This window comes from Neobacillus nitrireducens (genome assembly GCF_030915405.1).
In the GTDB taxonomy this organism is placed as follows: Bacteria; Bacillota; Bacilli; order Bacillales; family Cytobacillaceae; genus Neobacillus.
Window position 1 is genome coordinate 4,229,428 of record NZ_CP133262.1, and the last position, 13,073, is coordinate 4,242,500.

The window sequence follows — 13,073 nt, forward strand, 5'->3', positions numbered from 1 at the left end:
CTTGTTCCTTAAAAATAAAACAGGCTGAGTATTTCCTCAGCCCATTTTTTGCTGGTCGTCGGCTACTAATTCCATCGCTTCTTCAATGAATAATTTTGATAAAAGTGATTGTGTTTTATTAATGTTGTAAACCAGATAAAAATATCTTTCGTGATCAAAGCCATTTATTTCATGCATCTTAAGCATATTTTTTGAAGAATATTCACTGGCCGCGATTTCAGAAATAATCGATATGCCAATATCCTGAATCACAAATTGCATCAAACTCTGACCGCTTTCGGTATAGGCGATAATATTTAATTGGTCCTTATGAATCTTACTCTTTTTAAGGAAGCGTTCCAAAAGAGCATTCGTTCCTGAGTTAGAATGACGCATCACGAATGGATACTCCAAAATTTCCTCGATATTGATAGGTCCTTCAATTTTGTTTTGGTTCGATGTGATAAGGACTAATTTTTCCTTTAATAAAGGAATATAATGCAGTTTATCATTTTCGTACTTATCACCTAAAATCCCCACATCTACTGAACCGTTGAGCACCTTTTCTGCCACAGTTTTTGAAGAGGATTGGTTAATATGAAACGTCACTTCAGGATAATCTTCCCTAAACTGCTTGACCATTCGCGGGACCATAAATTGCCCCGGTACTGAACTTGCGGCAATCCGAATCATTCCGCGAAGGTCTGTCATTCCCTCTTTTAAATCTAGCAAGGCTTGGTCTTTAATGAGCAAGAGTTTAAGTGCCCATTGATACAAGCGTTCTCCCTGAGGAGTAAGAATACTTTCCCTCCCGACACGATCAAAAAGATTCATATTTAACATCTTTTCTAATGCTTGAATATGAGAACTAACGGTAGATTGACTTAAAAAAATATCTTCTGCCGCTTTTGAAAAACTTTTGTGTTCAACCACCTTTGTAAAAACATACAACTGATGCAAATCCATTCATAATCTTCTCCTTTGATATTCAAATAATAAATTAATTTACATCGGTAAAATAGATAGATTAACCTGATATCATCATATCATCTTTTGATGCAGCACGGATATTAAGGATTATGAATGGTTTTAGACTTATTTCTAAATTAAGCAAAAAATGAAGGAGTGAAATTTCCATCACTCCTTCATTTCTTTAGGCATATAAAGATATCTTTTCCTTCTTTAAGCATAAATCTAAGATCCAAGGCCATTTCCCATGTCCTGATTTCGGATTAATATGACCTGCATTTGGTATAGTAATGGATGGATGCCCGAGATTAATATAGTTTTTTGTATCATCTATACTGCAATAGGGATCGTTGGATGAATGGACAAATAATATCTCTTCGGCTGTTCTCTTTAAATGGTTTTCAACTAGTGGAACGGGATAAAAAGATTTTGCCTCTGAAAGAATGATTGATGGAGAAGGTGGGGCTACCAGAATAACTCTTTTGGCCATTTGTTTATTTTGACTACAAGTATAATGAAGCCAAAGTATGCATCCTAAACTGTGTGTAATGACAGTTAGATTGTTATCCTCCGGAATCGCCTTCATTGAAGCTGACAGCTCCTCCAACCAGACTTTCTTATTAGGTGAATCAACGTTTGAGAAGGTTGGGTAACAAACATGATGATTCCTTTGTTCTAATTCATGAGCCAGCCATGTTTGCCAATGATCCGCTCCGCTCCCACCTAAGCCATGAATGATAAGAAAACTATTTTGGTTCATATGGTTCTCTACCTCCAAAATATACTATTCCGATGAAATAAGTTGGTTTTAATATACAGAAATTATAGTTGGTTTAATCGAAAAAGGCAACAAATGTTTTAAGCATTATTTTATCATTTTTCGACAGAAGACTCCCTCTTCAATCGTGTGCAGAGCGAAGCCCAACGATAAGTGGGAGATGAATGTCGGTTGGCGATAGCCAAAACGCCTCCTCGTATGATAAAATGAGAACGTACATTCGCGTTAAGGGGAGTGGGTACAATGATTGTTAATAAGTCCTATAAGTTTCGTATCTTTCCAAATAAAAAACAAATTGAACTCACCAATAAAACGATTGGTTGTGTGAGATTCACATTCAATTTCTTTCTAAGTAAGCAGAAAAACAAGGACGCTTATTGGTATATCGTTGAAGAAATGGTGCAAAACGGTCAACTCCCCGCGAACAATTGGAAAGGAAAATGCTTGAACAAATATGAAACCGTAAAAGCAATTCCAGAATTAAAGAAACAATATTCCTTTTTGAAAGAAGTGGATAGTATTGCTTTGCAGAAATCGGTTGAAAACTTGGCTGATTCTTTCGAACGATACTACAAAAAACAAAATAAGTATCCACGTTTTAAATCCAAGAAGAATCCTGTGCAATCCTTTACACAACAAAGCATACGAACGGAAATATTGCTATTGAAGGTAACTATATTAAGCTGCCTAAGCTTGGATTAGTTCGTTTTGCAAAAAGTCGTGAAGTCCATGGCAAGATATTGAATGCTACCATTCGACGCAATCCTTCGGGCAAATACTTTGTTTCGATAGGAACAGAGGTTGAAGTTACCGAATTGCCTAAAACAGAATCGGCTATCGGGATTGATGTCGGACTCAAAGATTTCGCTATTCTTTCAGATGGAACGACTTACTCCAATCCAAAGTTTTTCCGCACCTTAGAAGAAAAGTTAGCTAAACTACAACGAATCATGAGCAGACGAACCGTTGGCGGTACTAACTGGTATAAAGCCAAACGGAAAGTTGCCTGCATTCATGAGAAAATTACAAATGCAAGAAATGATTACTTGCACAAAATCTCCACTTTTATTGTCAAAAACCACGACGTTATCGGAATGGAAGATTTGTCAGTATCAAATATGTTAAAAAATCACAACCTTGCCAAAGCCATTAGTGAAGTATCATGGTCTGAGTTCAAAACCATAATTGAATACAAGGCAAAATGGTATGGAAAACAAGTTGTGACAGTTGCGAAAAATTTTCCATCTAGCCAGCTTTGCTCATGTTGTGGCTACCAAAACAAAGACGTTAAAAATCTTGGCTTGCGTGAATGGGAATGTCCAAAATGCCATACCCATCACCAAAGGGATATTAACGCGGGAAAAAATCTTAAAAATGAAGCGTTAAGACTTCTAACCGTCGGTGCGACGGGGATCGCCTAATCAATAACTAGCGGATACGCTGGTGTTCTTAGGAATCTCCCCCTTCAATCAGACCGTTAGGTCGATAAGGGGTGAGTAGTTCAATTTTAACGAGAAAGAAAAAGTATATTTGCATTTGGAATGATAAACAATCAATATTAATGAGATAGGTTAAATAGAAGGTAGGGGTTTTTTTGTCAGATTTTTCATCACTAGGTATTTCAAGTCCAATCGTGGAAAAACTACGCGGTCACGGAATTGCTAAGCCAACACCGATTCAACAACAAGCGATTCCGTCAGTGCTGAAGGGTACCGATATAATAGCGCAGGCGCAGACAGGAACGGGAAAGACGTTTGCATTTATCCTGCCAATTTTAGAAAAAATTAATCTTGAGGCGGAGCAAGTTCAAGCGCTTATCGTGACGCCAACGAGAGAACTAGCATTGCAAATTACAGAGGAAATTGAAAAATTAATATCAGACATCAACGGTGTAGATGTCCTTGCTGTTTACGGCGGACAAGATGTCGATAAGCAATTGAAAAAATTAAAAAAGGGTATGCAAATTGTTGTAGGGACTCCCGGCCGACTATTAGATCATATTAGACGAGAAACTATTCGTTTATCAGAAATTTCCTTTCTTGTTTTGGATGAAGCAGACCAAATGCTTCATATTGGGTTCCTTAATGAAGTGGAGGATATAATTAGAGAAACTCCGGCAAGCAGGCAAACGATGTTGTTTTCAGCCACGATGCCGCCTGAAATCCGTCAACTAGCTAAAAAGCATATGCATGATCCTGAGTATATTCAAGTTGAAAAAACACAGGGACCTGCAGAAAGTGCTGAAGCAAATTGCGATTCATACAACGGATCGTGCAAAACAAGCGACGATTATTCAATTAGTGGAAACGTATCGTCCTTATTTAGCGGTAGTTTTTTGTCGGACAAAACGCAGAGTAAGTAAACTTTTTGATGTGCTAAAAGCAAATGGCTTTTCTTGTGATGAATTACATGGTGATTTGTCTCAAGCGAAGAGGGAACGAGTAATGAAGCGTTTTAGGGATGCCGAAATACAATTGTTAATTGCTACAGATGTAGCGGCAAGAGGACTGGATGTTGAAGGTGTTACCCATGTGTTTAATTTTGATATCCCTGAAGATGCTGACAGCTATGTTCATCGAATTGGCCGAACTGGCAGAGCAGGAATGACAGGTCTTGCGATTACCTTTTATTCTTCTGCAGACAGGCCCATGCTCGAAACGATTGAGCACGAGCTAAGAATCATCATTCCAAAACAAAGTATTGGTAATAAAGAAGAGGATGAAGAGAAAAAAGAACGTTATGTTGGTCAAAAAGATAACGGTAGTAAGGGAAAGGCTCGGCCAGGTACATCACGAAATCGAAATGAAACTGGAAAAAGGGAAAATAGAACTGGAGGAAGAAGTGAATCTGAAAAAAGGTCCCATACAGGTCCATCCGGAAGAACTAGTTCAAGAACAGGTTCGGGAAGAAAAGGTCCAAGATAATATTAAAGGGTTCCGTTTCCTATCATAAGACATCAATTTGCACGAGAAAATGCAAACCAAAATGTAATCCTTTTTGCTCTATAAAATGAAGGGCGATTTGTAAAGCTAGAGGGATTAGAAAAACATTGAAATAGCAAGGATTTTCACCCTTGGTATTTTGCTGTTCATTGATAATTCTTCGGATTGCGTATTACGAAGAAGTTTCAAACCATTTCCGCCATCTGGTATCGATTTTTGCGTAGGTATGAGAATTCATAGGCGGAAAATTTCCGTCTAATGTTTAATGAGGAAGCTAAAGAAGTAGATATAAGCGGAGATATTCCGCTAAACTCCTCTAAATAAGACAAAATCTAAAGATTTGGATCATATAAGCGGAAAAAATCCCCTTATTTTTAAGGAAATATAGGTATTTCCCAAATTAGCCGGATTTTCTCCGTTTATTTTTCAAACACAGTGAAATCAACATTCAGTTATAGCAGAGCCTAACCAATATTTTCTGTATATCAATTTTTAAGTAAAAATGGAATGAATTTTGCTAAGGTACACTGGCTATTGTCCCCCCCATTTTATAATTTTTAATGTTTGCGATAATTAACGGAACCACTTGAGATAATAGACGATTTTTTTAAAAAATCAATAATAATAAGAAAAATGGGACTGAACATGATTCAGTCCCATTTGTTGTGCGCCCAGCATGGGTGCAATCTATAGGGTGCGAGTCCCGAGCCATGAAGGTAGAAGTAATGGTTAGCTTAACGCAAGGGTGTCCTCGGCGACGTGGAATCTGAAGGAAGCGAGCGGCAAACCTCCGGTCTGAGGAACACGAACTTCATATAAGGCTAAGTATCATTGGGTGAGTTTGCAACACAAAACAAAGCCCTTTCTACCGAAGGTGATACGGAGTAAATGAAGCAGATAGATGGAGGGAAAGATTGCACTCTTAATTGGGGAGGTCTGACTGGTATGCCAAACTCCTTTGGTAACCTATCTAGTGATAGATAATTGAGCAGTCAGAAGTCAGCAGATGTCATAGTACCTTTCGAACTCGAGAACGAAGGGGAAGGACTGAACAGGTTAGGAAGAAAGAGACCTAGGCGTTCGTAAATTGTGTTGAAACAGACAATCCCTTACGGGACTTACTTGAAGGAGGAAATGGTGAACCCATGGGGGACTTCAGGAGGGTGGAGCAGCTTACGGCACAAATAGAACAACTCTTTCACGTAGAAAGGAGCTATCGTATGTTAATGAAACGGGTTTTATCACGTGAAAACTTACTGAACGCTTTAAAACGAGTGGAACGTAACGGAGGGAGCCATGGTGTAGATAAGATGTCGACCCAAAACCTGCGTTTGTACATTGTCGAACACTGGGCAGATTTAAGAAACTCTCTCCAACAGGGAACCTATGAACCCCAACCCGTCCGTCGTGTCGAAATCCCGAAACCAAACGGAGGAGTTAGGCTACTAGGAATACCAACCGTGCTAGACCGTTTCATTCAACAAGCGATTACCCAAACATTAACACCGATTTATGACCCGACCTTTTCTGAAAATAGCTACGGGTTTCGTCCACAAAGACGAGGACACGACGCTGTACGGAAAGCAAAAGGGTACATCGAAGAGGGATACAGATGGGTAGTCGATATAGACTTAGAGAAGTTCTTCGACAAAGTGAATCATGATAAGCTCATGGGACTATTATCCAAGCGTATTGACGATAAAACTCTTCTTGGTCTTATCAGAAAGTTTCTAAATGCGGGCATCATGATTGGTGGAATTGTTTCACAGAATACGGAAGGGACTCCGCAAGGTGGCCCATTAAGTCCTCTACTTTCAAACATTATTTTAGATGTTTTAGATAAAGAGTTGGAAGGTAGAGGACATAAATTCGTAAGGTATGCGGACGACTGTAACATTTATGTAAAATCTAAGAAAGCTGGTTTTCGAGCAATGGTAGGTGTTACATCCTTCATTGAAAATAAACTAAGCCTAAAGGTGAATCATGAGAAATCCGCAGTAGACCGTCCGTGGAAACGAAAATTCTTAGGTTTTAGCTTCACTAACCGAAGTGAACCGAAAATAAGAATAGCCAAACAGAGCATTAAGAGATTTAAAATGAAAGTGAAGGTATTAACGTCAAGGAAATCTCCAATACCAATGGAGATAAGAATCCAAAAGCTGAACCAATATCTTGTTGGCTGGTGTGGATATTACGCCTTGGCAGACACTCCTAGTATCTTTAAAGATTTAGAAAGCTGGATTCGAAGAAGACTACGGCTGTGTTATTGGAAACAGTGGAAACTGCCTAAGACCAGAGTAAGAAAAATAATTGGTTTAGGGATTGATAAACACAAAGCGTACGAATGGGGAAACAGTAGAAAAGGCTATTGGCGAATAACCAATAGCCCCATTCTTCATCGAGGCCTTAATAACGCCTATTGGCGAAATGAGGGTCTCAAAAGTTTATACGAAAGATATGAAAATTTACGTCATACTTAACTTGAACCGCCGTATACCGAACGGTACGTACGGTGGTGTGAGAGGTCGGGGGTTAATCACCTCCTCCTACTCGATTATTTAACTGCCAATTCTAATCCCTGTATTCGATTTAACCAGTACTTCTTCATATTTCTTCACATCTGCTTTTTGACTTGAGAAAATAGTTCCAAGATATCCTGCAATAAACCCGAGTGGAATGGAAACAATCCCTGGAGTTGTATATGGGAACCACGGTTCACCTACAAAAATAGCTTTTCCCACTTCCGGGCTGAACACATTTGGGCTTACGATAACGAGACCAATTGCAGAAATAAGCCCAACCACCATGGCCCAAACGGCTCCGGTTGTATTAAAACGTTTCCAGTAAATTGTGTATAGAATAACAGGTAGATTTGCACTCGCGGCAACGGCAAATGCTAGTGATACTAAGAAGGCGACATTAAGGGTTTGTGCACCTAGGGCAAGGATAATTGAGACAACTGAAACTCCAACGGCTGCCCAGCGAGCCATACCTACTTGCTGCTTTTCTGTTGCTTTTCCTTTTTTAAGAATCACGTTATAGAAATCATGGGCAAATGCTGAAGCGGCGGTCAGAACAAGGCCGGCGACAACTGCTAAAATAGTTGCAAAAGCTACTGCTGAAATAAAAGCAAATAGCATATTTCCACCGAGAGCTTGGGCTAAAAGTGGAGCAGCCATATTACCTGCTGGATTCGCCGCAACAATTGCACTGTTCCCCACAAAAGCCGCTGCACCGAAGCCAAGGAAAATGGTCATTACGTAAAAAATCCCGATAATCCAAGTTGCATAAACAACTGATGAACGTGCCGTTTTTGCATCCTTTACTGTAAAGAAGCGGACAAGAATATGAGGAAGTCCCGCCGTTCCTAAGACCAAGCCCATGTTTAATGAAATCGTATCAAGACCAATTTTGTATTTAACGCCCGGATTTAAAAAGGTTTCCTTTAAGGGAGTGGCAGTTTTCATTTGTGCAAACATATCGGTAATACTCCAGTTGAATTTGGAGAAAACAATAATGGAGATGACCAAGGTTCCGCCCATTAATAGAACTGCTTTAATAATTTGGACCCAGCTTGTAGCATGCATCCCACCAAAAATAACGTAGACAGTCATTAAAACCCCAACAATTAATACCGATGTAGTATATTCTAAGCCTAATAATAATTTGATAAGTGCACCCGCTCCAACTAGCTGAGCAATCATGTAGAAAATTGAAATGGTTACTGTGTTCATGGCAGCAAACCCACGTACTTTTTTGGCATCAAATCTTGCAGCAATCATATCAGCAAATGTATATTTCCCGAGATTTCTCAGAGGCTCAGCAACTAGATAAAGGACAACTAGGTAGGCAACTAGGAAACCAATACTATAAAAGAAGCCATCAAAGCCTGTTAAGGCGACTGCTCCTGCGATTCCAAGGAAGGATGCAGCAGACATATAGTCCCCAGCGATAGCCAGTCCATTTTGCCAGCCTGTAAGACCTCCGCCCGCAGTGTAGAACTCACTAGCATTTTTTGTTCGTTTTGAAGCGTAGTATGTAATTACTAACGTTACAAAAACGATACACAGAAACATAGTAAATGCAGCAGTATTCATTAGTTAGTCCCCCCTTCTTGGATAACTTTATTTGCTAGATCATCGAATCTTGTTGCTTTTTTTGAATAAAGCATACATAGTACCCAAGTCATGACGAATTGTAAGAAAGCAAAGACCCATGCCCAGGTTATACTGCCGATAAACTTGTGATTTAACACTGTGGTGTAAGATGTTAGAACAGGTAATGCAAAATAAAAACAAAAAAAGAAGATCGTGATTGGGACGATGAATTTTTTCTTTTCGGAAAGTAATGTTTGAAAAGATGATGACTGAACAATTGAGGTGTAATCGCCTTCATGATTTATTTTAGTGTTTTGTGCCTCCAACGGAAGCCCCCCTCTCATATAAAAGCCTTTGTTCACTTCTGAGGTCAAAAATAAAAACAATGCTGATTGGTCAATTGTTGAGGAAAAAAATCGTGGCTTGGGTTATAGATAAGTAGTTAAATTTTTAGGATGCGTCCCTCCGATAATAACAGATTTTTCTGAACATTTTTACTACATTTACAATCTTATTATAATTATTATGATTTTTGCAAGAATATTTTTCATAATAAGGTAAATATACCCACAAGGATTTATTAGATGATAGAAAAAACGGAGAGGTTTGATAGAGTATTGTGTCATTTGAAAAAATAAAAAAACCCTTGCAGCGCAAAGGTTTTAAAATAATGGAGAATAGGGGGCTCGAACCCCTGACCTCTTGCATGCCATGCAAGCGCTCTCCCAGCTGAGCTAATCCCCCAGTTGATTGGTACAAGAAAAATTATATCTGTATTACTATTATCTTGCAAGAGAAAATTATCAAATAGAATAAAATTTTTTTGTCTAACTAATACTCTCAATTTCTACCTTCTGAACACCGTCTAAATTTGAAGCAGCGGAATATACATCCGTTGTTTTTTCTCGGTAATCCACTGCAACCAAGATTTGAACAAGATGGTCTCCGTTGTCTAAATCTTTTATCTTAAGTCTACGAACAATATACTTTTTTTCTACTAAGAATGAAATTGCCTTTTCAATTTGATTTTGATCTCTTATAAACAAGTGCAGCATGACTTCTTTTTCTCGTAATTGTTTGGGACCAATGATTTTCATTAAAAAAGGAACAAATTCCACACTAAGTATAAGCAAAGCAACCCCAGCAAATGCCTCTATGAAAAAACCAGCGCCAACAGCTATGCCAATCCCTGCTGCTCCCCATATCATGGCTGCAGTCGTCAACCCTGAAATACTATCATTGCCCCTCCTTAAGATAACGCCCGCACCTAAAAAACCAATCCCAGACACAATTTGTGCTGCTAAGCGTAGAGGATCCATAGTAATCTTAACATCATCTGATTCAGGAAACATGTACGCTGATTCAATTGACACAATCGTTAGCAGGCAGCTCACAACAGAAATAACTAAACTTGTCTTTAATCCAACTGGTTTCCTTTTTAATTCTCGTTCCAGACCGATAATAAGTCCAAAAACAGCAGAAATACCTAACTTAATTAATATATCGATATCGACACTACTCATCACAGTTCACGTCCAATTAAATAGTTTGAAGACTAAAGTTTTATTTTGAATAAAAAACATCTACTTTGATTTTACACATAAACGAGGAATGATTAACAGTCTATTTAGTATATGATGTAAGTGGAGGAATAAAGCTTTGCCTATTAGATTCGAAAAAACTTTTAAAATTATATTGCAAACATTTATTTATCATGTTATATTAAATCTCGTCCTCCCCGAGTGAGTCAACAAACGAAAAAAGAAATTAAATAACTTGTTGACATCATGATGTGGGATATGATAAATTAATGGAGTCGCTTTTGAACGACTATTTAGAAATGAGTTTTAAATTACATTGTTCTTTGAAAACTAAACAAACAAAATCGTGCAAACAAACAAAAATTATTAGTTTCAGAAATGAAGCTAAGCCAACGTAACAAATGAGCTAATCAACTTTCTTGGAGAGTTTGATCCTGGCTCAGGACGAACGCTGGCGGCGTGCCTAATACATGCAAGTCGAGCGAATCACTTCGGTGGTTAGCGGCGGACGGGTGAGTAACACGTGGGCAACCTGCCTGTAAGACTGGGATAACACCGGGAAACCGGTGCTAATACCGGATAATCCTTTTCCTCTCATGAGGAAAAGCTGAAAGTCGGTTTCGGCTGACACTTACAGATGGGCCCGCGGCGCATTAGCTAGTTGGTGAGGTAACGGCTCACCAAGGCGACGATGCGTAGCCGACCTGAGAGGGTGATCGGCCACACTGGGACTGAGACACGGCCCAGACTCCTACGGGAGGCAGCAGTAGGGAATCTTCCACAATGGACGAAAGTCTGATGGAGCAACGCCGCGTGAGCGATGAAGGCCTTCGGGTCGTAAAGCTCTGTTGTTAGGGAAGAACAAGTACCGGAGTAACTGCCGGTACCTTGACGGTACCTAACCAGAAAGCCACGGCTAACTACGTGCCAGCAGCCGCGGTAATACGTAGGTGGCAAGCGTTGTCCGGAATTATTGGGCGTAAAGCGCGCGCAGGCGGTCCTTTAAGTCTGATGTGAAAGCCCACGGCTCAACCGTGGAGGGTCATTGGAAACTGGGGGACTTGAGTGCAGAAGAGGAAAGCGGAATTCCACGTGTAGCGGTGAAATGCGTAGAGATGTGGAGGAACACCAGTGGCGAAGGCGGCTTTCTGGTCTGTAACTGACGCTGAGGCGCGAAAGCGTGGGGAGCAAACAGGATTAGATACCCTGGTAGTCCACGCCGTAAACGATGAGTGCTAAGTGTTAGGGGGTTTCCGCCCCTTAGTGCTGCAGCTAACGCATTAAGCACTCCGCCTGGGGAGTACGGCCGCAAGGCTGAAACTCAAAGGAATTGACGGGGGCCCGCACAAGCGGTGGAGCATGTGGTTTAATTCGAAGCAACGCGAAGAACCTTACCAGGTCTTGACATCCTCTGACACTCCTAGAGATAGGACGTTCCCCTTCGGGGGACAGAGTGACAGGTGGTGCATGGTTGTCGTCAGCTCGTGTCGTGAGATGTTGGGTTAAGTCCCGCAACGAGCGCAACCCTTGATCTTAGTTGCCAGCATTTAGTTGGGCACTCTAAGGTGACTGCCGGTGACAAACCGGAGGAAGGTGGGGATGACGTCAAATCATCATGCCCCTTATGACCTGGGCTACACACGTGCTACAATGGATGGTACAAAGGGCTGCAAGACCGCGAGGTTTAGCCAATCCCATAAAACCATTCTCAGTTCGGATTGCAGGCTGCAACTCGCCTGCATGAAGCCGGAATCGCTAGTAATCGCGGATCAGCATGCCGCGGTGAATACGTTCCCGGGCCTTGTACACACCGCCCGTCACACCACGAGAGTTTGTAACACCCGAAGTCGGTGGGGTAACCGCAAGGAGCCAGCCGCCTAAGGTGGGACAGATGATTGGGGTGAAGTCGTAACAAGGTAGCCGTATCGGAAGGTGCGGCTGGATCACCTCCTTTCTAAGGATAAAGCTGGACTTGTGAGCCAGACAAAACAGTTTGTTTGTAATGCGATCTTTGTTTGTTTAGTTTTGAGAGTACAATCTCTCAAAGCTTTTTTTAATCGTTCTTTGAAAACTAGATAATCGTAAGAAGAAGCAAAGTAAACATCGAGTAATCGCCATTTTAGTTTTTCTCTCTTATGTAAGTAAGAGTTATAAACCTTTTAGGTTAAGTTAGAAAGGGCGCACGGTGAATGCCTTGGCACTAGGAGCCGATGAAGGACGGGACTAACACCGATATGCTTCGGGGAGCTGTAAGTAAGCTTTGATCCGGAGATTTCCGAATGGGGGAACCCACTGTTCGTAATGGAACAGTATCTTTACCTGAATACATAGGGTATGGAAGGCATACCCGGGGAACTGAAACATCTAAGTACCCGGAGGAAGAGAAAGCAAACGCGATTCCCTGAGTAGCGGCGAGCGAAACGGGACATAGCCCAAACCAAGAGGCTTGCCTCTTGGGGTTGTAGGACACTCAACATGGAGTTACAAAGGAACGGGGTAGATGAAGCGACCTGGAAAGGTCCGTCATAGAAGGTAAAAACCCTGTAGTTGAAACTTCGTTCCCTCCTGAGTGGATCCTGAGTACGGCCGGACACGAGAAATCCGGTCGGAAGCAGGGAGGACCATCTCCCAAGGCTAAATACTCCCTAGTGACCGATAGTGAACCAGTACCGTGAGGGAAAGGTGAAAAGCACCCCGGAAGGGGAGTGAAATAGTTCCTGAAACCGTGTGCCTACAAGTAGTTAGAGCCCGTTAATGGGTAATAGCG

Annotated in this window: 6 protein-coding genes, 1 tRNA gene, 2 rRNA genes and 2 pseudogenes (1 of these 11 running past the window's edge); 5 read left to right on the top strand and 6 right to left on the bottom strand. The window is 40.8% G+C overall.

Annotated elements, in window-relative coordinates:
- Window positions 1-36: 36 nt before the first annotated feature.
- Window positions 37-945, bottom strand: coding sequence for a selenium metabolism-associated LysR family transcriptional regulator (locus tag RCG22_RS20470; protein WP_308104483.1), 909 nt, complete (start codon window positions 943-945; stop codon window positions 37-39).
- A 187-nt stretch (window positions 946-1,132) separates the two neighbouring features.
- A complete protein-coding gene (locus RCG22_RS20475; protein ID WP_308104484.1) occupies window positions 1,133-1,708 on the bottom strand; it encodes an RBBP9/YdeN family alpha/beta hydrolase in 576 nt (191 codons plus the stop codon).
- Window positions 1,709-1,969: 261 nt separating this feature from the next.
- On the opposite strand from RCG22_RS20475, the pseudogene tnpB reads away from it, so the two are divergent.
- From tnpB to ltrA, 3 genes and pseudogenes are all read left to right on the top strand, one after another.
- Window positions 1,970-3,147, top strand: a pseudogene (tnpB, locus tag RCG22_RS20480) (IS200/IS605 family element RNA-guided endonuclease TnpB).
- A 173-nt stretch (window positions 3,148-3,320) separates the two neighbouring features.
- Window positions 3,321-4,650: pseudogene (locus tag RCG22_RS20485) on the top strand (DEAD/DEAH box helicase).
- Between the two features lie 1,238 nt (window positions 4,651-5,888).
- Entirely contained in the window at window positions 5,889-7,148 is a 1,260-nt protein-coding gene (ltrA, locus tag RCG22_RS20490) for a group II intron reverse transcriptase/maturase (protein WP_308104485.1), read from the top strand.
- A gap of 78 nt (window positions 7,149-7,226) precedes the next feature.
- Here ltrA and RCG22_RS20495 read toward each other — a convergent pair whose 3' ends face one another.
- The 4 genes from RCG22_RS20495 to RCG22_RS20510 all read right to left on the bottom strand — a co-directional run bounded on the left by RCG22_RS20495 (window position 7,227) and on the right by RCG22_RS20510 (window position 10,288).
- Entirely contained in the window at window positions 7,227-8,765 is a 1,539-nt protein-coding gene (locus tag RCG22_RS20495; RefSeq protein ID WP_098263359.1) for a solute symporter family protein, read from the bottom strand.
- The gene (locus RCG22_RS20500) at window positions 8,765-9,091 is read right to left on the bottom strand and encodes a DUF485 domain-containing protein (RefSeq protein WP_308104486.1); all 327 of its coding nucleotides are present in this window, start codon (window positions 9,089-9,091) and stop codon (window positions 8,765-8,767) included. The genes RCG22_RS20495 and RCG22_RS20500 overlap by 1 nt, the downstream gene beginning before the upstream one ends.
- 345 nt (window positions 9,092-9,436) lie before the next feature.
- A tRNA-Ala gene (locus RCG22_RS20505) sits at window positions 9,437-9,509 on the bottom strand.
- 83 nt (window positions 9,510-9,592) lie between these two features.
- Entirely contained in the window at window positions 9,593-10,288 is a 696-nt protein-coding gene (locus RCG22_RS20510) for an MgtC/SapB family protein (RefSeq protein WP_098263357.1), read from the bottom strand.
- Window positions 10,289-10,722: 434 nt separating this feature from the next.
- Between RCG22_RS20510 and RCG22_RS20515 the strand changes: the two genes are divergently transcribed.
- Window positions 10,723-12,260, top strand: a 16S ribosomal RNA gene (locus RCG22_RS20515).
- A 208-nt stretch (window positions 12,261-12,468) separates the two neighbouring features.
- Window positions 12,469-13,073: ribosomal RNA gene (locus RCG22_RS20520) — 23S ribosomal RNA — on the top strand (it continues 2,332 nt past the right edge of the window).
- The 16S and 23S rRNA genes sit together here, the layout of an rRNA operon.